This is a genomic window from Levilactobacillus angrenensis (assembly GCF_003946085.1).
GTDB lineage: Bacteria > Bacillota > Bacilli > Lactobacillales > Lactobacillaceae > Levilactobacillus > Levilactobacillus angrenensis.
In genome coordinates, this window is record NZ_RHOB01000001.1 from 23,592 (window position 1) to 44,997 (window position 21,406).

The following is a 21,406-nucleotide window of genomic DNA, read 5'->3' on the forward strand; positions in this document are numbered from 1 at the left end:
TCTCATGTCAAAATTTTAAGAAAGAAGGCCTCATTCGTGGCTGTATTGTGGAACTCCATCCAAAGTGTTCTCGTGGTTGTTTTGATTATGATTCTGGGCTTTGTCCTTCGGCGACAAGGCTGGTTCGATGATAAATTTGGTGGGACGATTTCCAAATTTATCAAAAATATTGCGCTACCGGCGTCCATCTTCGTATCGGTGTTGAGCCGTTTGACCCGGGGGCAACTGGTTTCCTTCTCCGGGTACCTGGGGTATGCGTTCTTAGCCGTCATCATCGGCTACCTGATTGCCTTCGCCTTAGTCCGGATCATGCACGTGCGGCCGGGCCGGAAAGGTATCTTCGTCAATGCCATCGTCAACGCCAACACGATTTTTATCGGGTTGCCGTTGAACATCGCGCTGTTCGGTGATCAGAGCATGACCTATTTTCTGGTCTACTACATCGTGAACACCGTCTCGACTTGGGCGTTCGGGGTCTTCCTGATTTCCAACGATGACCCGACGAAGCCCAAAGAAAAGCACCACAACCGCATCGACTGGAAAAAGGTCATCCCCATGCCGTTAGTCGGATTTCTAGTGGCGCTGGTCTTCTTACTGCTGAACATCCCTGTGCTCAAGGTCAGCTTTATCAATTCCACGTTGACCTACGTCGGCGACTTGGTTACGCCACTGTCGTTGGTCTACATCGGGATTGTCTTGGCCGATGCCGGCTTGAAGAGCATTCATTTTGACCGTGACACCATCGTGGCGCTGCTGGGGCGGTTCGTCTTGTCCCCTATCTTGATGGTAGCGGTGCTCCTAGCCGCCGGCCACTTCGGCGCCACTTTCCCAAGTATGGCTTCGCAAACGTTGATCGTGCAATCCGCGACACCAATGCTGGCAGTCCTGCCTATCTTGGCCAACGAAGCGCACGGCGACGTAGCCTACGCCACCAACGTGGTCACGACCAGTACGGTACTGTTCATCGTGGTGGTGCCGGTCTTGATGTCGTTGATTCAATTTATCTAATTTAACCGATTAAAATAAACTAGCGCAAACCCATCAGATAAAAATATCCGGTGAGTTTGCGCTATTTCTTTACGTTAAATTCTGTATGTTTCACATGGAACATTATGCTTTAATACGTCGTGACAACCGCGGACAAAATCTGCCACCGACCGGCAATCTGTGAAACCGTCAGGACCGTATGCAACGGCCACTCATGCCGGCCGCTGCCATGAATACTGGCAACGACCCGGTTTTGACCGGTCACCTGCCAACCTGATGCGGTCGCTCGCATCGCCACGTGATCTTCGACCGAGGAGAAATACTGCATGGTCCCCTGTGCCAACTCGCCTAGCCATTCTGCGCGCGGTTGCACGTATCCCGTCATGTGAGTCAGTGTGAAATCCGGCCCTAACAAGCGATCCAAAGCCGCCGTATCATCGGCGGCCATGGCTGTGTTGTAGTCCCGGTAAAGCTGTAAAATTTCTGCGTTCATTTTAAAAACTCCTCTCAATCCGAATGCCTTTGCTCTAGTCCCTTGCAGTCACCTCAAGGCAAGGCTTTTTTCTAAATACTTGCGCAAAGTTGCTACTCACTTTACATGAGTTACTGGTGTGACCACCACTTATAGCTAACTACGACAAAAACACTTAGTTCCCCACTGTCCGTAGAACCCAAGCTGTCGTATTCTCCACTTGGCACTAAAAAGTCCCACCAGTAGCGGAATTTTTTGCTGTGCATCAAAAAGTTGAAAGTTAAAAATCAGCTAGAAACATTGTCACCACGCGACTTCTCACGTTAAAATTACTCGTTTACAGCCCCATAGCAGACGGAATTTCTGGCCGACGCCAGCTCCTAGTCTCACTAATTTTAGCGGACAGTACACTGTCGTTCCAGGAACTACCGCGTCAGTGTTACTTTCAACCTTTAGTTATGAAGCCATTACTTCCGGTTAATGCCTAAGCTATCGCGCGCCCCCAACGTTTCATCGTGCGCCAATCGCATAACCAGGTCGGCAATACTCTGACGGGAAACGTCGTGGCCGCCAAAGGGTTCGCCCTTCTTGGTCACCTGGTAGTCGGTATCGTTGCCGTTGTCAAACCAACCGGGCCGAATGACCGTGTAGTTCAGGTCAGACGCCTCGATCACGTCGGCGGCGTTGCGGTACCCTTGGAGCATCGGGTTGGTGGCCAGATTGCCACTGGCACCCACACTAGCTGGAATTTCGTTGTAGATTCCCATTGAGGCGATGAATAAGAGGCGCTTGACGCCCGTCTCATCCATGGCGGCAACGAGACTTTTAGCCATCCCAGCGAGGTTGCCACTCAGTGAAGCGAAGACCACGTCCTGGCCTTTGAGTGCGTCTTTCAACGTTGCCGTATCCGTGACGCTACCAGTGACAGCGCGTTCGCGGTCGGACAATTGTCCTAAGCGCCGGGTGTTACGCGCCATCAAGGTCAGTTGGTCAGCCGTGTGGTCCAAGAAATACTGGCGAGTAACGCTACCTACGGACCCCGTGGCCCCAATAATTAAAACGTTTGTCATGATTAATTTCCTCCAATTCATTGATTGATAAATTCAGTGTAGCCCCTTGCAGTTACTTCAAGGCAAGGCCTTTTTTGACATTATTTTTGCCGTTCTCCCGGAACAATCAAGCTGACTGCTGCCACTAAGGCCACGGCCAAGAGAATCGCACCTGTTAAGATTGCGTGTTGGAACCCGCCAACTTGTCCACCGAAAAGATCCTGAACGGTTACCAAGATGGCCAGCCCAACGGACCCCCCGATTTGGTGCATGACGTTGACCACACCAGAAGCGGCCCCCGCGTCAGCGCCCTGTGTGTGGGCGACCCCGGCCGCCGTGAAGGGACTCAACGACAAGCCTTGTCCCAAACCAATCACGACCATCGGTGCCGCAATGCCCCACCAGTAACCGATTGCTGGCGTAAAGAAGCTCAGCCATAGCATGCCCGCCGCGGTCAGTGCGATACCACCGACCAGCAAGCCGCCGTTACCCCATTTAGCCGTCAACCGGGCCACCTGTAAGGCGACGATGAAGTTGATGATGGTCAATGGAAAGAAGGCCACCCCAGCCATTAAAGCTGAAAAACCCAGTTGATGTTGCATCAGCTGTGGCGTGATAAACCAGAAGCCCATCATCGCGCCCAGATATAGGAAGCGGCCCACGTAAGCCCCCACGCGTTCGCGGTCCTTAAATAGGCGTAGTGGCATAATCGGTTGGTGCGTCCGATGTTCTTGGAAAATGAAACCTGCCAAGAAGAGCACGGCAATGACCAAAGCCGGTAGCTGAGCCCAATCTCCAACGATGCTGTAAACCAGCGCGCTCATCCCAATCAAGGAACTGAGAGTCCCCAGCCAATCCAATTTTCCCGGTTGTCCACTAGCTTTGGGCAGGCGTTTAACGGCCAAGTAAAACATCCAGATGCTGATTGGAACGTTGATGAAAAATCCAACACGCCACGTCAATAAGCTGGCGAAGACCCCGCCAATTACTAGGCTGACGCTGGCGCCAATACCAGCCATGGCACCGTAATACGCAATCGCCTTAGTTCGTTCGGCACCAGTGTAAGTGTCCATTAAAATAGCGAGCGTCGTGGGGGCCAAAATGGCTGACCCAATGCCCTGAAAGGCCCGGGCCGCGATAATCATTGGCGCATTGCTTGCCAGCCCCACAATCAGTGATCCTAGCCCAAAGATAATCAGGCCCAATTGAAAGACCCGGCGCCGGCCAAATAAATCACCAGCGCGGCCTCCTAACAAGAGAAAGCCGCCGAACGTGAGCGAATAGGCACTGCTGACCCAAGACAGCGTCGCCTGATTCAGGTGTAGGTCCTGGGCAATTTTGACCGTCCCCGTGAAGATGATTGAATTGTCCAAGAGAATCATGAAATAACTCATTAAGATGACCAGTAAAATCCAGTCAAATCGTTTTTGCTTTGCCATGTGTATTTGCTCCTCGTCTTTAAGTGAATGATTAGGAGTTTAGACCTTCATCCGTGCTTCAAGGCAAGGAGAAATTTGAAATAAAATAAAAAACTTTCGGCAAATCCCGTATTTCACCCCAGTCAATCATTTTCAAAGGGACAAACTGAAGGTTGAAAGATGAAAATCAGCTAGACATATTGTCACTACGCGGCTCGTGACGTAAAAAATAGTCGTTTACAGCTTCGTAGTTTGAGCTGGCCGCCTACCAACTATGGGTTGGGACGCGGTGGGCGGACCGGATCGAGCCTGAGGGACGGTCTCGGCCTCGCTTTGAGCCGATGGCCCACGTCTCAAAGACGCCAATTGTCTAAGCGGCATGAACCGCGCCGCTAAGGCAACTCCCACGGCTGAACCCATATTTGGCGGACTCTCGGCTACGAGCGTGTGTGCTAATGACAATTAGTTTAGCCCCAGGTAGCGGCTGTTTTGGCAACTAGTCTTTGACTAACACAGTATTGCTGATGATCGTCACTCTTCGCCGGAGGCAGTCAGGGTGGAGCCAGCTGTGACAACGGTGTTGGCTGAGGTTTTGTCTCAGCCTACAGCGTGGGACGACTTTGGAGACTTGCGGTTTTGGCAAGGCTTCAAAGCTAACCGGAAGCCCGTTCCTCAGGCTGGAGGTGTTCCCCATAGCAGGCGGAATCCCTGACTGACGCAGGCCCTGGTTTCACTAGTTCTGGTGGACAAAGCGCTGTCGCTCCGGGAATCAAAACATTAATTCAGCTTTCAACCTTTAGGGACAAACTTGTAAGAAATTCTTAAGCCTCGTCCTCAGGGGTCACAAATACCTCGCCAATTTCGTTAGTAGGAGTAGAGGGGGTGTTTGTCCCATTAAAAAAGGCCTGCAGCCACTGCTACACGCCTTTGTTGTTATTAATAATTAGGTTTAATTATTAGTCGTTAATAATTAATAATGATTTGATTGCTTTTCGCTTGTCCATGGCTTCATAGGCATCCTGGATGTGGTCCAGGTCAAACCGTTGCGTGAAGACCTTGCCCGGGTGAATTTCACCTTTCAAAACGGCATCCAGTAGAATAGCCCGGTCGTAAGTCGTGACCGCAGCAATCCCACCGCGTAAGCCGATGTTCTTCCAGAATAGGTTGTTGGTGTTCATTTCAGCCTTTTGGGGCACACCCACGCGACCAACCACAGCGCCCGGACGACCGACTTTCACAGCCGTATCCACGGATTGTTCGGTCCCCACACACTCCAAGACCGCGTCAGCACCGGCACCAGCCGTCAGGTCCATGACGCGTTGGACGGCTTCATCGCCCCGTTCGGCAACGATGTCCGTGGCACCAAATTCCTTAGCCAACGCCTGGCGATCGGCGTGTCGGCTCATGGCAATGATGCGTTTGGCCCCACGTAACTTGGCGGCAATCACGCCACACAGACCAACGGCGCCGTCACCCATCACGACCACCGTATCGCCATCCTTAACTTCGGCGGTCGCGGCGGCGTGATAACCGGTAGCCATCACATCGGCCAGCGTTAACAGGTCGTTCAATTGGGCGTCGGAGTAGTCACTCGGTTGACCAGGCACCTTGACCAAGGCCCAGTCGGCATTCTTGAACCGCAAGTATTCGCCTTGGTAACCCACGATTTCATCGTCGGTCCGGGCATTGACACAATCGCCGTCAAAACCGGCTAGGCACGCCGCACAGTGGCCACACCCGTGAGTGAACGGCGCAATGACAAAGTCCCCTGGCTTGACGTTGGTCACAGCAGCGCCGACGCTTTCGACGATTCCAATGGCTTCATGGCCGACCGGCGTGTTCTTTTGCCGGTCGTTGATGCCGCGATACCACCACAGGTCGGACCCACAAACACAGGCGCGAACGATTTTTAACACCGCATCCGTGGGGTTCTTGACCGTGGGTTGGGGAAGTTCTTGGGCTTCAATTTTGCCCGGTTCTACAAAGACTGCTGTTTTCATAAATTGGCCTCCTAAAGTCATCTTGTCTTAACTATACCAAGTTTGTGCCTATTTCGCGGCAACTAAGCCTTGCCACCAGGTCGTAACGGCGGATTTTGCGTGAGCCACCTCACTAGCGGTCAGGCCTAGCCCCGGTTTAACGGTCGCTTGGGGCACCAGGCTGGCAAAATCGGCTTCATAACCTCCCGGCGTACCGGCGTCCGTGTAAAATGGCGCCACGGTACCTTTGAAATCGACCAACTGCTGCAAGAACGACCGCACCGGCGTGGCAACTTGTCCCGACCAAACGGGACCACCGACTAAAATCAAATCAACGTTGGCCAATGACGGCAAAGTCGCCGTGAGTGCCGGTAAGTGGCCGGTCGCCAGCTGCTGCTTGGCGACGTCAGACGTGGCGTACATGTCCGTGGGAAAGGTGTCTGGTGCCACAGTCAGCTTCAGCCGCTCACCACCGGTCACCTGCTGAATCACTGTCGCCAGCTGGGCCGTTGTTTGGGACCAAGAATAGTCGACGATTAACACTTTTGGTGCCATCTTATCAATCTCCTTTAAACTTATCTAATGCATTCAGTGTACCCCTTAAAGTGAACTTTAAGGCAAGCCTGGCAGCAAAAAACACGCCCGACTGTCGTTGCCCAGCGGGCGTGATGGGTAACTTACCGATAAACCGGCGTATCGCCGTCCGTTCCAGGTTTGGCGATGCCCAAGCTACTGCGGCTGTGCAGCGTGGGGTCTTTGATAATTTTGACCAGTAAATCAGCAATACTGGCCCGTGAGATGGTGGTCCCTTTGAAGGTCTCTCCTTTCTCAGTCAGCTCATAATCGACTTCATCGTTGTTAGTCATATAACCCGCGCGGATGAGCGTGTAGTTCAGGTCGGACTCCTCAATCAGTCGCGCGGCCCGCCGCGTATCTTCCATAACGTCGTGGCCAATTGACTGTTCCAACCAGGCGTCAAACTTAGTGGGCAATTCGTGATACAATCCCAGTCCGGCGATGTAGAGTAACCGATCCACTCCGGTCGCCGTCATCGCCCGGACGATGTTTTGGGCCAGGGGCTCGAACTTGCCCCCGAGGTCAGCCAAGACTAAATCTTGGCCGGCCATGGCGGTCTCAAGGGTGGCGTAGTCGTTCACGTCACCTTCAACGACCATTTCTCGCGTGGGATCAACGTCCTGTAGCCGGTTGGCCCGCCGTAAATAGAGGGTCAACTGCGCATCCGTTTCCGCCAATAACCGCTGCCGGACTAATCGGGCAATCTGACCGTACGCACCTAAAATTAACACTTTCATGTCATCGCTCCTTTTCTGATAGTGTTAGTCTAGCCCTTCGAGTCGACTCGAAGACAAATTTTTCGTAAATAAAAAGCAATCCAGCTAAGCGCTAAACTGCTAATTAGATGGCTAATCATCTAAACTATCTAAAATTCATCGTCATCTTCAGGAGTCTGTTTGGCGATCTTTTCGGCGTGTTGCTTCTCCAACTGCCGAAGTTCGGCTTCTGTGGCTTCCATGTGGTCATAGAAGTGGTTGAGCTTGTAGTTCAAGTGGTCGATGGCCGCCTGCAAGTCGTCGCGCTTTTCTTCCATGACGGCCAGCTGCTCTTTCAAGAGCGCCTTTTGTTCCTTGGTGTTGTCCTCTTGGGCATCAAACAATTCAATATAACGTCGCAGATTTTCGATGCTCATCCCCGCCGCGCGCATTTGCGTGACGAAGCGAATCCGCCGAATGATGCGGTCGTCGATGTCGCGGTTTCCCACAGGGGTCCGGTCGATAGCGGGAATCAAGGATTCTTTTTCATAGTACCGAATGGCCGCGGCGGAGACCCCCGTTTTTTCGCTAGCTTCTTTAATGTTCATTTCACAACACTCCTTTAGTAAACTGGCCGGTCGTTGCCCGCCGTAGTGGGGTCGGCCATGCCAATGCTGTCGCGACTGTAGCGGGTCGGATCCGCGATGATCTGCAAGACCACGTCGGCAACACTGGCCCGCGAGCCCGAAACGCCGTCGTAGGGCTGGTCCTTGGTCGTTACCGTATAATTGATGTCGCGGTCATTCAACCATGGCAACCGCAACGTCGTGTAGTCCAGCCCTGAGTCGGCCAATAATTGGTCAGACCGTCGTGCTGGCGCCATTCCCGCGTCAATCATCTCAAGGTTCCAACGACCAAATTCGCCGGGAACTTCATCGTACAAGCCCAAAACGTTGGTGAACAAGACACGGTCAACGTGATTGGCTTGCATGCCAGCAATCACGTTCTTGGTCAACCGGTTTTGCTGGTCATGGTCGACCACCGCCACGAAGACCAGGTCTTGGCCGACCATCGCTGCTGAAACTGCGGCGGCGTCCGTGATGTCGCCGTCGATCAACGTGACGCGCGGATCATCCTGCAAGGTGTTCAATCGACTGGCATTACGCAAGAATAGCGTTAACTCGACGTCTTGAAAGGCAGCCTCCGTTAGGATCCGGTGTTCCACGAGTCGCGCAATTTGACCGTTAGCGGCAAGAATCAATACATGTTTTGTCATTCGTGTCATTTCCTTTCATGTCACTTGAATGACCTTAGGATAGACCTTGATGTGTACTTCAAGGCAAGAGAAAAGTTTGCCAATTTCTCTTTTGCCTACAGAATCAGCGCATAGGTTTCCCGAAACTTCCGCAAAACTGCCGCTTCCAATCCCGCCACCTGTTTGACGTCCAACCTCGCCTGGCTGTTGGCCGCTAACAGACTGACCAGTTGGAGGTGCAGAATCGCTTCCACATACCGTCCCGCCTGATCAACTGCCAACTGGCGGTGCTGCACCCGCGTCAAGATACCTTGGATCAGCGTTTGGGCTTGGAAAATCACGAAATCAGCGGGATAGACGTCCATCAGTACTTTTTGCGCCTGGCCCTGAGTGATGTAAGTCTCTAATTGGGCGAAGTAATCCTGCTGGGCTTCACTGACTGCCTGAAAGTGTTCCGGGTAGGCCCTCCGCAGATCGGTCATAAACTGCTCAGTGGTCGTTCCCATCAATTGGAGCGAGGCCAACCAAATCGGCAGGAAGGTCGCCGGTGAAAATTGCTGGGGTACGGGATGTTCCGCAATGAAGCCCAAATGGCGTTCGACCACAGCCTGAACGACCTCATCTTTATTTTTAAAATGCAGATACAGGCTCGCCCGGCTAATGCCGACTGCAGTGGCTAGTTTACTCATTGATGATTTTTGAAAGCCTTCAATTAAGACGACTTGGCTTAACTTGCGCATTAAGTCTTTTTGATTGATCACATCTGTTCACTCCTCACATAACCAGCATAGCATTTATTAACGTTTTAGACCATTTAAAATCTCACTTGTCTAATTAAAACGTTACTCATACTGTCTGAGCAAACAAATGATTTCGCTTTCCCCACTTATTCCCGTAGACTAGACCTAAGTCATTTTACTGAAAGGATGAATCATTATGAAAATTGGCGTCGTCGGTTCTGGCACGGTCGGAACCATTTTAACGCAGACGTTTAGCCGTGGTGAAAATACAATTATCCTGAGCCATCAAGGTGGGGCCGCCAGTTTGGCCGCTCGGCGCGCAGAATTTGCGGCCAACGTGACCTTTGACGAGGTCGCCGTCGCCCTTCAGCAGCCCCTAGTCATCATCGCTGTCCCCTTCACCGTCGCCCCGGACGTCTTACGCCAGGTCGCCGACTATCAGCAACGCATCGTGATCGACGTGACCAATCAGTTTACCGCTGATTTCAAGAAGATCGATACGCGGCCGTTAACGGGTAGTGAGGTGATTGCCCAAGCCGCCCACAACGCGCGCGTCATCAAGGCTTTCAACACCTTGCCTCACGAATTGATGACCGGTCGCGTCGACGGTCCCGGTCAACGGGTCTTGTTCTACGCTGGCGATGACCGCCCGGCTAAGAAACAATTCGCCGAACTGGTCAAGCCGCTGAACTTCCACCCAGTCAACCTCGGCAAGCTCCGCCATGGCGGCAGCGTCATGCAGGTCGGTGGCGGCTTGGGCCATACGGCGTTTGTGCAGTTGTAGTCGATCAAAAAATCCCGTACTGCCGAATAGCTGTACGAGATTTTTTAATTACCGTTGATGCTTCATTTTCTGAGACGCTTTTCGTAATTTTGGCTGCGATGAAAGACCCGCACAATGATGACGTCATCTCCAGAAACACGCTACAACATTAAGTACTGATTCACGAGAATTTTTCTGAGAATCGTGCCATCATTCAAAACCAACCATTTTGGTCCTTGTAGGGCATTTGACCGCAAGGCGAGCATCGCACTGACAAAGCCATCCCGTTGCTTTTGGGCGGCGGTTGGGTTAGCCAGTTCCGTTCGAATATACGTTACGTGACAATTTGCATCATTTCTTTAACTGCCAGCTTGCTGTCACTTGGTAGTTACTTGCCATCGGCGCCCTCCTGCAGCTACGTATCCAACAATGCCGCCACCTGATCGACCGTGTCGCCTGGCTCACTCCTTACCTAATTGGTAGCTAAATCACACCATTTAGGTAGTTGATTGCAATAAAAAAGGACCGACCGGCTCAACACCAATCGGTTCTTAGACTAATTTTTATTCAACGCCCGCAATCACAAAGCTCAAATCGTGGTCGGCATCCCCCGCCACGTGATATTGTGGTTCAACGTCAGCGCCCCAGCTATCGATCCCACCGACACCGCGGGTGGCCCCGTAAATGGTCAGAACCGTCCGGCGAGCAAGTGGCAACTCTTCCATGTGAGTGGCGTTTTCCAGTTCTTCTGGCGTGTACGGCAGACAACTGAAGGCAAAAGGCTGGTCGGCCTGCGTAAACGTCAAGCTAAAGGGTTGGTGATCGGGGTCGGCGTTATTTTGCGTCGTGGCCCGGGTCACCTTGACCCAGTCATTTTGCATGTGCATTCCGCATTCCTGCGGTACCATGTACGGCGTCACGGGGAGGCCAGCGACGTGGTAGGTCCCCGGTTTGCCGCCAGCTTGGCGGTCCGGATACGTTTCACCCGACAGGCCCTGGTAGTCAAAGCCCGTGGCCTGCGTTGGCATCACGAACCGTAACCCGAAGACGGGAAGCTCTGGCAAGCCAGCAGCCCCGTTATAATGGGCATTCACGGTCATTTGACCGCTACCATCAACGGTGTAGGCCACCGTCACCGTGGTCGCCGGGACCGTCGTCGTGGTATAGGTAAATTTAATCGTCACCATCTCTGCCGTTTCATGGTCGGAATACTTGTTGTTTTCCGGCGCGATTGGCAGCGGAATGGCTTGGCCATCAACGGCCACGTCAATGCTGGTGCAGGTGCTAAACATGTCGGCCCCTAACCAAGCGGCAGACTTCGTGGAAAAACCGTTCCCGCGGTCATTGTCGGTCGTCGCACGCCAGAAGGCTGGCATCGGCGTCCGGTACAGCCATTCCTTGCCGTAACGCACCAGCGACTCCAAGCCGCCGCGGTCATAGGCAAAAATGTAGTGAAATCCGGGACCGCTGAGCCCCAGAGTCACGTCGCCGTAAATCACGTTTAATTTAGTCGTGTTGGCCATAGTAGTAGTCCACCTCCTGTAGTGCTGGTTTAGGCGTCCGGTCGGCAAAGAGCAGGCCGTCGCCAGAGAATTCATAATCCGAATGCCGGTCATCAAAGTCCCCACCGTAGCGCAGAACCGGTTGGCCGGTCACTTCATCTTTGGTCCACAGTGCCTGGTCGATGTAATCCCAGATGAAGCCACCCTGATACATTGGGTACTTATCGATCAAGTCGATGTAACTGTTCATGCCACCAATGGAATTCCCCATGTCATGCATGTATTCACAGTTGACAAACGGCTTGTCGGGGTCATTTTTCAGGTACTCCTCGATGGCGCGCGGCGGATCATACATCATACTTTCCATGTCGGAAATGCGGTCCGCGTAGACCCGGTTGCGGCAAACACCCTCGTAGTGCGTCAACCGCGTGGGGTCGGCGTCATGATAGAACTTGTCCATGGCCGCGATATCGTCGCCAGCATAGGATTCGTTCCCCAGTGACCAGAATAAAACGGCCGGGTGGTTCTTGAACATTTCGTAATTGCTCTTGGCACGGTCAAGGACGGCCAATTGCCACTGTGGCAGGCTACCAGGTACGTTGTAAGAGGGTTCGACGACCCCCATCTTTTGCCAAGTCCCGTGCGTTTCCAAGTTGTTTTCGGCCATCATGTAAATCCCGTTGCGGTCGCACAGGTGGTACCAAGCATCTTGGTCGGGGTAGTGACAGGTCCGCACGGCGTTGATGTGATTGTCGTGAAAGACTTGCATGTCATGAGTCATGTCCGCTGCGGTCACGGCCCGGCCACGGTGTGCATCCCATTCGTGCCGGTTGACACCGTTGATGATCAGGCGTTGACCGTTCAGTTGCATGATCTTGTTTTTCATTTCAATCCGCCGGAAGCCGACCTGGTAAGGAACAACTTCGACCAATTGCCCCGAGGTATCGCGCAATTCGATTTGCAGGTGATACAGATACGGGTCGTGGTGGTTCCACAGGTGAACGGCGCTGACGGTCGTACTGAGATCCAGGCTGTCAGCCACGGGGGCCGTGGTGGTCCATACCGAATCGCCGTCAGCCGTTAAGAGGCTAGCGGTCACGGTCCCCGCCAATTGGTCGGCAGCGGATAATTTCAAATTAACTTTCAAATCGCCGGTCTTAAAGGCATCGTCGACCCCGGCGCGAATCGTCAGGTCCTCGACGTGCAGGGCTGGCTTGGCCACCAGCCGGACACTGCGGAAGATACCGGAGAAGCGGAACATGTCTTGGTCTTCGAGAAAGGCCGCAGTACTGTGCTTGAAGACTTCAACCGCCAACAGGTTGTCGCCGTCTTGCAGGTACGGCGTCAGGTCGAACTCGGAGCGGCTGAAACTGTCTTCGGCATAGCCCACGAAATGGCCGTTCAACCACAGATACATGGCCTGTTCGACACCATCGAATTCGACGCTGACCCGTTGCCCTTTCAGTTCGGAGTTCAGGGTAAAATGCTTCACGTACGCCCCGACCGTGTTTTGTGGGTCGGTACTGAACATCCCTTTTTCGGGGTGATCGGCGCCCATACTGTAGGCGGGCCGACGATAGTGCTTGCCCTCCCAAGGGTAAGCCGTGTTGATGTATTGAATCTGGCCGTAACCTGCCAGTTCGATGTGGCCCGGAACGGTCAACCGCTCGAAGTCGGCGCGGTCAAAGTCCGGCTGGTAAAAGCCGACTGGCCGGTGTTGTGGGTCCTGCGCAAAGGCAAACTCCCAAGCGCCATCGAGGCTTTGAACCAGACTACTCTGCTGATTTTCAGCTTCCGCAACCGTCGCGTAGCCGCGGTGATCACTATGTGCGGGTAGCTGATTGACCCGAAAAGTCTGGGGGTCATCCAGCCATGAAATTTCTGCTTTCAAAAGTCTTCCTCCTTTTTAAAACGCTTACATTGGTTATTATACAACAGAATGGCTGAGATGCCAGCCAAGACGTTGTGAATTGTCACTCTGATATTGACAAATTAAAAACAGCCCCGCCCCCAAGGACAAGACTGCTTGTGTTAGCTAATTTTTTGATTGCGTTCTTGAATATCTTGAATCATATCGGCAACGGTCAACTGCCGCATTTCGGCCTCGGCAGCGCGCTGAATCCGGCTGTACGCAGCGTCCAAGGTTTGCTGGATGTGCGCACCGACCGGACAATCTGCATTGGTCCGCGGATCCACGTGTAGCAACATCTGGCCCGGTTCCACCGCTTGCGAAACTTCCAACAACGTGATGTCGTGGGGATCACGTGCCAGCCGTGGTTCGGCGGCGCCCGCACGACTGATGATCAACCCCGTGTGCTTTAGCGTGGCCATCAAGCGGCGGACCACACTGGGATTGGCGCCAATGCTGGTAGCAATCGTTTGGCTATCCAACAAACCTTTAGGCGCGATGTAAATGTAGACCAAAATATGAACGGCATCACTTAATTTGTACGAGTATTTCATGGGTTTTCCTCCAAAATTTTGAGGCCATTCTACCGCGCCACCGGCCTAACGCTGCAGAATCTCGTGAATCGCATCGGGGAATGTCGCCAGCGGCCGACCCAAAACGTCAGGCAGGTCCGTACTGATAACTTCCAGTTCACCGCTGCGCATCATGGCTTGCATGCTGGCCAGCACATCCACGAGGCCGTGATCCAGTCCGGCGGCCACCATGGCTTGCCGGTAAGCCGCGTCATCGACGGACTTAAAGGTAAACGACTTGCCCGTCACTTCACTGAGCGTCACGGCTAGATCGGCATAAGTCCGGGGTTCACCACCGAATTCGTAGACTTCCTTGGGGTCGACCAACGTCATGACCCGTGCGGCTGCTTCGGCATATTCCCGTTCCAAGGCAAAGCTGATGCGCCCTTGCCCCGCAGCGTAGACGGCGTTCTGGCCGTTAGCCCCCGCCTGTAGATAACTGGTTTCGTTTTCCAAATACCAGGCGTTACGCAGGAAGCTGTGCCGCAGTCCGCTAGCCCGTAGCGCCTTTTCGGTCGCCACGTGGTCCACCGATAGCGGAGAGTGCGCCGTATCGGCGTGGGCGAAGCTGGTGTACGCAACGAAATCAACGCCAGCCGTCTGAGCCGCCTTGATCACGTTGGCATGTTGCTGCTGTCGAGAGACTTCCCCGCCCGGAACTGATGAAATGAAGAGTAGACGATCAATCCCCGCGAGGGCCTGGGTCAGCGCGGCCTCATCCGTGTAGTCGGCTTGACGAATGGTAATCCCGTCAGGCAAAACGGTGTGGCCCTTGGCTTCGTTGCGGACGATGGCCACGATGTCATTGGCATCAACGACCTTGAGTAGATATGAGATGGCGAGCTGACCAAAGCGACCAGTCGCGGCAGAAATGGCATATTTCATAATTAACGTCTCCTTATTTTAACATCTGTTGTTTTGAATACAACAGCGGGTTGAATCTAATCTATTGTTGTTTTATAAATCACAGGCAATCATAACTGGCTGTGCTTTTAAAGTCAACAGGTTTGTTATTTTTTTGCGAGCCTCCCGGGTGTGCAAAAGAGCTTGGCAGATTCTGGCCAAGCTCTTAAAGTTAATCATCCAAACTATTTGTGGTACCAGCCCAAGTAGTCGTATTTGCTCGACCAGGCGTTTTTAAATTGTAGCTTGTGATTTTTCAAAACAATCTGCAGCCGGGCATCTTTATCCGTCAGCTCTGGACTCTTGAAAACACCTTTCAGTTTATACGTGTGTTTCCCTACCTTTTGGTATTTCAGTTGCGACCAAGTACTGGTCGTTGATTTCTTCCGGGTCAGGTGAATCGTCTTAGTGGTGACTTGAAAGTGCATCACAATCTTGGTGCCCTGATCTTTGTAGCTCCGTTGCCACTTACCGCGCAGTGCCTTGGGTGTCCCGTTATGCCAAGTAGCTGCGTCAGCCGTCGTTGCGGCGACACCGCCCACCATGATGGTCGTTAAAGCCACGACCATGGCTTGTCCCAACTTTTTCATGCCTGCTTCCTCCAAGAAATTCGATTCAGCTTTTAACGACTTCCGTGACTGGTCACTACTCAGATTATACCCCCTGCCGTTAAAAATTGCCGCTATTGACTATCGGAATAATTCAAGCTAAAAAAGGATTCGACTTGTAATCGAATCCTTGGAGTATTAGTGATTGGTTGATTGATTTTGGAAACGACGGCTGTCGGCATTGGACCGGCTGTAACTTGACCACAGTTAACTCAGATTATAACCCGGGTTAACCTGACTATCACCTTAACCCGGGTTATATTTTCCCAGTCTCCGCGAACGCTAATTTGCCATGCATTTGCACCAGATTTCAGGTATACTAAGCCTATTGAAACTATCTGAAAGGAGTCGGTTCCCATCTTTAAGCGCATCATTAAAGGGGGCCTAGGTGCCCTGGCAATTGGCTTAGTTGTCGGTGGCGGGTACCTTGCCGCGCAAGCGCAAACTGAAAAGCCCAGCGCCTTGGTGAAGGTCGGCAATTATGCGGCCAGCACGGACTTTTTGAATTTGAGTGCCTATTACCAAACGACCCGCCCCGTGACGGTCAAAGTCGCTTATTTCCCTACGTATAAATCCGGCCACGCCATTCGGCAAAAGCTCACGTTACCCACCGGTATCACGGTGGCGGGAAATCTGACGTCCACCAAATCCGGCAGCTATTTGGTGCCCAGCCTTCAGTTGTTCTTGGCCCGTCTGAGCTACCCTGCCCTAGCCAATAGCGCTAAGCCGGGCTATACGATTGACCCCGGCGCGAGTGCGTATGATCCGCAAGCGACCATCACCGACACGACTAAGCTGAGTGCCTTCAAACGGGTTCCCGCTCCCGATTACATGCCGGGTTACAGCCACGGCGACCTCTACATTGGCGGTGCCAAAGCAGCAGTGAGTCCAGTTGAACCGCACACTAAGAGTATTCGGGTGACGCCAGATGGCTACTTGGAAGTGCTCAAGTACGATAGCCGTGCCAACGCCGGCTTGGGCTTTTACCAAAAACCTATCGGCATGGCCAAAATCGTGAAGACCGATTTCAAAGATCCTAACCGCACGCTGTACTTCAGCCATGACATCACCGGGGTAAAAACCCAGCGCGTCATTCGACGTGGCCAAACGCTTTACCGCCTGACCCTAAAGAACCTTCATCAGCCCCAGCACATTGCGGGCGATTCCGAAACGGGAACTGCTGGGACGTTTGATAGCCTCTACCGAATCGGCGGTCACCTCTATTACACGTTTATCGGCTATGACGGTGTCAGTGATTAATTTAACTCGTTCTCAAGGTTGTGGCCCCGTGCCACAGCCTTTTTAGTTCAGTAGCCGTTTAACGAAATACGTGGTCGTAACCCCCGCAAATGGTAAGTCCGGTAACGTCCCGTAAATCTGGTAACCACATTTTTCATAGAATCCCATCGCCTGATAGCTGCGCGTCGACAAGGTAATGTTGATGATGTGGCGGTCACGGGCAAACCGTTCTGCCGCGCGAATCAGTTGGGTGCCGATACGCTGGCCCCGATAAGCGCGGTCAATGGCGAGCTTGGTAATAGCGAGATGGTCGTAGCGACGGCGCATCATGATACCGCCAATTAGATGTTCTCCTTCATAGGCACCAATGGCGAGGACTTCTCCCACTTTATCCTCATAGACCAGGTGATTTTCAGTGAATTGCTGCGTAAAAATCGTGTTCAAATATAACTCGAGTTCTGTTGAATCTGCGCGTCTTAAATTTGCCATACCGTGACCCTCCTTAGCCAAAGCTCATCTTCATTTTAACGGATTGGGTCTTACTTTTCGATAACTAATTTTGCCACAAGTTATCATGCCTGCCACTGGATTAACGGGTAAAACGACTCTTTCCCATCGCTCGTAAATCCATGGTACAATAACGATAATCTTACCCGGGGAGGAATTGCAGATGTTGATTAAAATCGTCTCGTCTTTTGCCGCTTTATTTATCACTGTCAGTTTGTTAACTCTAGGCAGTTGCCAACCACTACCCGCACATCGTCGTGAATCTAAATAAGGCCCCGTCCAGATTTGGGCGAGACCTTATCGCGTTTATTAGGCGAGCCACTGCGTCACTAATGGCTCATACGTCGCAATCAATTGTTCCTGTTCGACGAACTTTCCCAAGAGATTGATTGAATTCAGTTCCTTTTGGAAAATCGGATTTTGAATCGCTAGCGTTCGCGACCGTTGGCGACTAGCCTTACCTTTCAGCGTTAGCCACTGCACCACGTTAACGGGCGACTGAATAGCTGTAAACGTGGCAATTGGCGTTTCACGCAATACGCTAAATAAATGGTCGGCCATCTGAATACCACGACTATCTAAGTCACCCAAGTAAGTGAGCTGAACTTGGCGCTGTTCCAGGGAATGGATCAAGGTCAGGTAGGTGGCATTAAAATCGTTGCCCGATTGATTAATCAGTGGCCAGTCCGGATGCAAACGATGGAGCCAGGCGAAGACCCCATTATTTTCCACAATGATGGCGCGATTGCTTGCCAACGGAAAGGTCATCATCGCCGGTACCTGCCACGGGCTGAGCGTAATTGGCTGGGGCAGATCCGTTTGAAAAATATTGGCACTTGTAAATACCCGACCAATTAAATTCGCGGTCAGCTCCTTGATTTGCTGCGGTTGAAAACAATTCGTTAAGACCCAATGATAATAATCGTAGACGGCGGGATTTTCCTGTGGGTCATTGAGACTGTGGGCGGTCAGACCCAAATCGACGGCTTGTTGACCCCGTGGTGGCAAAACATCCCCGGCCGTAATGCGGTCAAACAACTTGGCTAATTGCGGGGCTTCATGCGGGGCCCGTTTACCCGTGGCCGTCTCATAAGCCTGTTGATACTCAGTCATGGACATCCCCCCAAGTCAAGGCGGGCCGCACCACGTTTTCGTGGAACCGACCATCGTTTTGGTTGGCGGGGGCAATCACGTCATAGGCAATGTTGTCGACACCATCCGCCAAGATTTTATTTTGAGCGCCACTAGGCATGGTCGCAATGAAATTGAAACCAAAGCGGGCAATGGTCTTGGCAAACGACTTGGCCGTTTCCGGATCCAATTTATCCGCAAACTCATCGAACATGACCAGGTACGGTGCATCTGGCAACTTAGCTCGTTGCAAGACCATCTTCGGCACCAATAACAGTGGCAACACCATCGCCTGGGCCTTTTCCGCACCGGAACCACCGGATTGAACAAACTTATCGTCGACCTCTTCGTAGTGGTCTTCATCACTTTGACGCCGCTTGATCAGGACCTTAAATGCGGACCACTGGCGCGTATCCAGCAGTCGTTGGGCGGCCGCCATGAACAACTCATCATCGTCAGCGACGGTCAGGTCATCGGCTAACTTTTCCAATCGATTTTGAATCTCTGCTAATAACGTTGGGCGCTCTTGAAGTTGCGGGTCACAAGCCTCTGCGATGACTTTTTCATCGACATCGACCGGTGTCAGGGTGATTTTTAATTTGATACTCTGTTCGCGACTGACCCCTTCCGTCAACATCTGGTTGTAATCGTCAATCAACCGATATTGCGATGTAATCCGTTGGACGGCCGCCGCCATGTAGGTATCTTGGGCCACATTATTGCCGGTTGTGAGTTCCTGTAACGCCCGTTCCACGTGACTTTCATCAGTCGCCATCAGTAAGAGGGCCTTATTGATGTCAAACGCCACCACTGTCAAACCATTCCGATTGACGGAGCGCTGCTGACGCATGGCACTGGCAAAATCGTTATACCCGCGTTCTTCAAACAGCGTGTCTAAAGCGTTGCGGTCGATGCCATCACTATTATTCTTATGAATCAAGCGGCCGATACGGTCACTGATATCACCGTAATCATTGTTACGGACCTCGCTACGATGTTGCTGTACGAAGTCCAAGGCTTCGAGAATCGTCGTCACCGTTTCTTCTGCCGGAACATAAGGTGCCAGCGTCTGCAAAATGGCCTGCCCATCCGTTTCCAACTGGTCCAGCCGATCCTTGAGGCCGACCATATCATCCTGGGCAGAACTGATTCGGCCTTCCGCATTGGCCTGCTGGTTGTTCAGTGTCGCGCGTTCTCTTTCAAATTGATGTTGTTCATTTTCGGCTTGGGTAATCTTTTGGTCAATCTGCGTATCAATGACCAGTGCATCCCGTCGCTTTTGCGTATCCGCGATCGTGGTTTGCGCCTGTTGTACATCAAAGTCCGGATCCATTTGTGCACTTACGTCGGCGGCCTGCCGCTCATAAATCGTTTGCGTGTTGGTCAGACTCTCTAATTGCCGAGCTAAGTCGGCCAACGTCTTCACCATCTGAGTCAAGGCTTGCTGTTGCTTACCCAATTCCGGCAAGAAATCACTTTGGTCTAAAATGACTTTTAAATCGGGATGAGCGGTCAAAGCGGCCTGCTGTTTCGTCAAAATTTCTTGGAACTGATCATTCATTTTGGCTGCGCCGGCCTCGTGAACTGCCACGTTATCCTGTTGCAGATCCTTGCGCACGCGACCCTGTAGTGGTCCCTGCAGTCGTTGGTCAATCCGGTCTGCTAAGGTATCGCGCATCTCGCCCACGATTTGGACATCGCGACTAACACGTGCCTTGGCGCGTTCATCGGCTTGATATTGCGTCAACACCTTTTTCATCTGCCGAATGTACTCCAGCAAACGGTCATTGACCACTGTGGGTTCAACCTCGGTGACAACGTCCATCAATTCAGTCAGGCCAGTGGCTCGAGTGGCCAACTGCGTTAACAGCGGCCGTAATTGCTGAGTCTGTAGATCTGTTTGCTGATCTGTGAGCGTCGTTTGTTGTCGAGCTACCTCAGCCAAATGCCTTTGGACCTTTTGCAATTGCTTCTGTTGGGCCTGATAGGTGGCCAGTTGTTTGGTCAAGCTTTGAATCTGGGCTTGATACTGGTCACGTAAAACGACGATGCTCTGCTGCTCGGCTTTGGCTTGGCGCAGTTGGCGTAACTTTTCCGTCACTTGGTCCAAACTAGCCGTCACCAATTGTAGCTGTTCTTGTACCGTTGCGATCATTTGCCGTGCTTGATCGATGACTTCTTGTTTTTTCTCATAGTCTTGGCGAACCCGACTGTATGGCAACAGCGTCGTCTCGCGAATGTGATTCAGGTTACGCCAGAAAATTTCTTTTTTCATCTTCTGTAACCGAATCTGGGCCTGTTTCAACCGTTCCAAGACACCTTTAGTGCGGTTCACTTCCCGTTGACTATCAGCAACCTGTTGAATGATCTGCGGGTCGATTCCCTCTTGCGCATTTTTCAAAGCTTCTCGAATCGGCGTAAACCGGGCATTTCCCGCCGTTAAAATGGGTGAGGCCAATAGCCGATAAACCGCGGCCAGCTTGCCCAATGATTCACCACTGGTAAACCCATAGACCTGCGTCGCTGCGTATTCTCGATAATTGATTGCCTGATTAAAGATCCGTAATTGCTTGCCTAAGCCAGCGTTAGCCTCACGGAATTCATTTTCATTGAGTCCGGTGCCATCGGTGCGTGTCGTGACTAAGCGTAGCTCGGCAGTTGGTTGATTACTGATGACTACAAACCACCAAGTCGGCTTGCGTGTTTCACCGACAGCACGGTGGGCGCCCAGGCCCAAGATGACCTGGCGTTTTTGTGAACGTAACCGCATGTAACTATAACCGGTGCGGACCTTCATGGCACCGCTGCCCCAGCCCAGCAACATACTTTCAAAATTACGTGATTCCCGGGCACTGTTCCGCGGATTACCGGTCTGGGTCAACTTGTCAGTCCCCTTAGCCGAATTGAAAGACGGCGTCGCAATCGACCCATCGATCAGCATGGGGAAGAAACAGTTGGCCAGCGTCGTCTTCCCCGCCGCATTTTCCCCAATCAACGTTAAATTACCGTTCTCTGCTGCTGGTAAGTCCAGCGCCCCGTACTTATTGAAGCTCCGCAAGTGAAAACTAACTGGTGTCAATTGTTCTTTAAGTTCCATCACG

General features: G+C 52.3%; 20 protein-coding genes. 3 read left to right on the plus strand and 17 right to left on the minus strand.

Going from position 1 to position 21,406, the window contains the following annotated elements; translation table 11 throughout:
• The first annotated feature begins 36 nt into the window (after positions 1-36).
• Complete coding sequence (locus tag EKM83_RS00115; protein WP_125574626.1) at positions 37-1,008, plus strand: AEC family transporter; 972 nt, start codon at positions 37-39, stop codon at positions 1,006-1,008.
• Between the two features lie 109 nt (positions 1,009-1,117).
• Here the strand turns inward: EKM83_RS00115 and EKM83_RS00120 are convergent, their stop codons facing one another.
• The 9 genes from EKM83_RS00120 to EKM83_RS00160 form a co-directional block, all read right to left on the minus strand.
• Complete coding sequence (locus EKM83_RS00120; protein ID WP_125574627.1) at positions 1,118-1,480, minus strand: nuclear transport factor 2 family protein; 363 nt, start codon at positions 1,478-1,480, stop codon at positions 1,118-1,120.
• Positions 1,481-1,926: 446 nt separating this feature from the next.
• Positions 1,927-2,529, minus strand: coding sequence for an NAD(P)H-binding protein (locus tag EKM83_RS00125; RefSeq protein ID WP_125574628.1), 603 nt, complete (start codon positions 2,527-2,529; stop codon positions 1,927-1,929).
• An 80-nt stretch (positions 2,530-2,609) separates the two neighbouring features.
• On the minus strand, positions 2,610-3,947 hold the full coding sequence (locus EKM83_RS00130; protein WP_125574629.1) for an MFS transporter: 1,338 nt from the start codon (positions 3,945-3,947) through the stop codon (positions 2,610-2,612).
• A 935-nt stretch (positions 3,948-4,882) separates the two neighbouring features.
• Positions 4,883-5,926 carry a zinc-dependent alcohol dehydrogenase family protein gene (locus EKM83_RS00135; RefSeq protein ID WP_125574630.1) on the minus strand — a complete coding sequence of 348 codons (1,044 nt, stop codon included), beginning with the start codon at positions 5,924-5,926 and terminating at the stop codon, positions 4,883-4,885.
• A gap of 48 nt (positions 5,927-5,974) precedes the next feature.
• Entirely contained in the window at positions 5,975-6,460 is a 486-nt protein-coding gene (locus EKM83_RS00140; protein ID WP_125574631.1) for a flavodoxin, read from the minus strand.
• A 122-nt stretch (positions 6,461-6,582) separates the two neighbouring features.
• The gene (locus EKM83_RS00145; protein ID WP_125574632.1) at positions 6,583-7,218 is read right to left on the minus strand and encodes an NAD(P)H-binding protein; all 636 of its coding nucleotides are present in this window, start codon (positions 7,216-7,218) and stop codon (positions 6,583-6,585) included.
• Between the two features lie 128 nt (positions 7,219-7,346).
• Positions 7,347-7,784, minus strand: a complete 438-nt coding sequence (locus EKM83_RS00150; protein WP_125574633.1) for a MerR family transcriptional regulator — start codon at positions 7,782-7,784, stop codon at positions 7,347-7,349.
• Between the two features lie 14 nt (positions 7,785-7,798).
• Positions 7,799-8,452, minus strand: a complete 654-nt coding sequence (locus EKM83_RS00155; RefSeq protein WP_125574634.1) for an NAD(P)H-binding protein — start codon at positions 8,450-8,452, stop codon at positions 7,799-7,801.
• 95 nt (positions 8,453-8,547) lie between these two features.
• Positions 8,548-9,192, minus strand: coding sequence for a TetR/AcrR family transcriptional regulator (locus EKM83_RS00160; protein ID WP_125574635.1), 645 nt, complete (start codon positions 9,190-9,192; stop codon positions 8,548-8,550).
• A gap of 175 nt (positions 9,193-9,367) precedes the next feature.
• On the opposite strand from EKM83_RS00160, the gene EKM83_RS00165 reads away from it, so the two are divergent.
• Positions 9,368-9,955, plus strand: coding sequence for an NADPH-dependent F420 reductase (locus EKM83_RS00165; RefSeq protein ID WP_125574636.1), 588 nt, complete (start codon positions 9,368-9,370; stop codon positions 9,953-9,955).
• 542 nt (positions 9,956-10,497) lie between these two features.
• Here the strand turns inward: EKM83_RS00165 and EKM83_RS00170 are convergent.
• The 5 genes from EKM83_RS00170 to EKM83_RS00190 all read right to left on the minus strand — a co-directional run bounded on the left by EKM83_RS00170 (position 10,498) and on the right by EKM83_RS00190 (position 15,410).
• Positions 10,498-11,457, minus strand: a complete 960-nt coding sequence (locus EKM83_RS00170; RefSeq protein ID WP_125574637.1) for a beta-galactosidase small subunit — start codon at positions 11,455-11,457, stop codon at positions 10,498-10,500.
• Positions 11,441-13,327, minus strand: coding sequence for a glycoside hydrolase family 2 TIM barrel-domain containing protein (locus EKM83_RS00175; protein WP_125574638.1), 1,887 nt, complete (start codon positions 13,325-13,327; stop codon positions 11,441-11,443). The genes EKM83_RS00170 and EKM83_RS00175 overlap by 17 nt, the downstream gene beginning before the upstream one ends.
• Before the next feature lie 140 nt (positions 13,328-13,467).
• Positions 13,468-13,899, minus strand: coding sequence for an Rrf2 family transcriptional regulator (locus tag EKM83_RS00180; protein ID WP_125574639.1), 432 nt, complete (start codon positions 13,897-13,899; stop codon positions 13,468-13,470).
• 45 nt (positions 13,900-13,944) lie between these two features.
• Positions 13,945-14,802: an SDR family oxidoreductase gene (locus EKM83_RS00185; protein ID WP_125574640.1), complete on the minus strand. Its 858-nt coding sequence runs from the start codon at positions 14,800-14,802 to the stop codon at positions 13,945-13,947.
• A gap of 203 nt (positions 14,803-15,005) precedes the next feature.
• Positions 15,006-15,410: a hypothetical protein gene (locus EKM83_RS00190; RefSeq protein WP_125574641.1), complete on the minus strand. Its 405-nt coding sequence runs from the start codon at positions 15,408-15,410 to the stop codon at positions 15,006-15,008.
• A 483-nt stretch (positions 15,411-15,893) separates the two neighbouring features.
• On the opposite strand from EKM83_RS00190, the gene EKM83_RS00195 reads away from it, so the two are divergent.
• Positions 15,894-16,688 carry a hypothetical protein gene (locus EKM83_RS00195; protein WP_225418593.1) on the plus strand — a complete coding sequence of 265 codons (795 nt, stop codon included), beginning with the start codon at positions 15,894-15,896 and terminating at the stop codon, positions 16,686-16,688.
• A gap of 42 nt (positions 16,689-16,730) precedes the next feature.
• Here EKM83_RS00195 and EKM83_RS00200 read toward each other — a convergent pair whose 3' ends face one another.
• The 3 genes from EKM83_RS00200 to EKM83_RS00210 form a co-directional block, all read right to left on the minus strand.
• Positions 16,731-17,156, minus strand: coding sequence for a GNAT family N-acetyltransferase (locus tag EKM83_RS00200; RefSeq protein ID WP_125574643.1), 426 nt, complete (start codon positions 17,154-17,156; stop codon positions 16,731-16,733).
• Between the two features lie 327 nt (positions 17,157-17,483).
• Entirely contained in the window at positions 17,484-18,287 is an 804-nt protein-coding gene (locus EKM83_RS00205; protein WP_125574644.1) for a DUF2399 domain-containing protein, read from the minus strand.
• Positions 18,280-21,402, minus strand: coding sequence for an SbcC/MukB-like Walker B domain-containing protein (locus tag EKM83_RS00210; protein WP_125574775.1), 3,123 nt, complete (start codon positions 21,400-21,402; stop codon positions 18,280-18,282). The genes EKM83_RS00205 and EKM83_RS00210 overlap by 8 nt, the downstream gene beginning before the upstream one ends.
• Positions 21,403-21,406 lie beyond the last annotated feature (4 nt).

Coding starts and splice junctions, on each gene's coding strand:
- EKM83_RS00145 (WP_125574632.1), bottom strand. CDS start 7,218: ATGAAAGTGTTAATTTTAGGTGCGTACGGTCAGATTGCCCGATTAGTC.
- EKM83_RS00155 (WP_125574634.1), bottom strand. CDS start 8,452: ATGACAAAACATGTATTGATTCTTGCCGCTAACGGTCAAATTGCGCGA.
- EKM83_RS00205 (WP_125574644.1), bottom strand. CDS start 18,287: ATGACTGAGTATCAACAGGCTTATGAGACGGCCACGGGTAAACGGGCC.
- EKM83_RS00165 (WP_125574636.1), top strand. CDS start 9,368: ATGAAAATTGGCGTCGTCGGTTCTGGCACGGTCGGAACCATTTTAACG.
- EKM83_RS00180 (WP_125574639.1), bottom strand. CDS start 13,899: ATGAAATACTCGTACAAATTAAGTGATGCCGTTCATATTTTGGTCTAC.
- EKM83_RS00130 (WP_125574629.1), bottom strand. CDS start 3,947: ATGGCAAAGCAAAAACGATTTGACTGGATTTTACTGGTCATCTTAATG.
- EKM83_RS00200 (WP_125574643.1), bottom strand. CDS start 17,156: ATGGCAAATTTAAGACGCGCAGATTCAACAGAACTCGAGTTATATTTG.
- EKM83_RS00170 (WP_125574637.1), bottom strand. CDS start 11,457: ATGGCCAACACGACTAAATTAAACGTGATTTACGGCGACGTGACTCTG.
- EKM83_RS00185 (WP_125574640.1), bottom strand. CDS start 14,802: ATGAAATATGCCATTTCTGCCGCGACTGGTCGCTTTGGTCAGCTCGCC.
- EKM83_RS00150 (WP_125574633.1), bottom strand. CDS start 7,784: ATGAACATTAAAGAAGCTAGCGAAAAAACGGGGGTCTCCGCCGCGGCC.
- EKM83_RS00140 (WP_125574631.1), bottom strand. CDS start 6,460: ATGGCACCAAAAGTGTTAATCGTCGACTATTCTTGGTCCCAAACAACG.
- EKM83_RS00135 (WP_125574630.1), bottom strand. CDS start 5,926: ATGAAAACAGCAGTCTTTGTAGAACCGGGCAAAATTGAAGCCCAAGAA.
- EKM83_RS00190 (WP_125574641.1), bottom strand. CDS start 15,410: ATGAAAAAGTTGGGACAAGCCATGGTCGTGGCTTTAACGACCATCATG.
- EKM83_RS00210 (WP_125574775.1), bottom strand. CDS start 21,402: ATGGAACTTAAAGAACAATTGACACCAGTTAGTTTTCACTTGCGGAGC.
- EKM83_RS00120 (WP_125574627.1), bottom strand. CDS start 1,480: ATGAACGCAGAAATTTTACAGCTTTACCGGGACTACAACACAGCCATG.
- EKM83_RS00125 (WP_125574628.1), bottom strand. CDS start 2,529: ATGACAAACGTTTTAATTATTGGGGCCACGGGGTCCGTAGGTAGCGTT.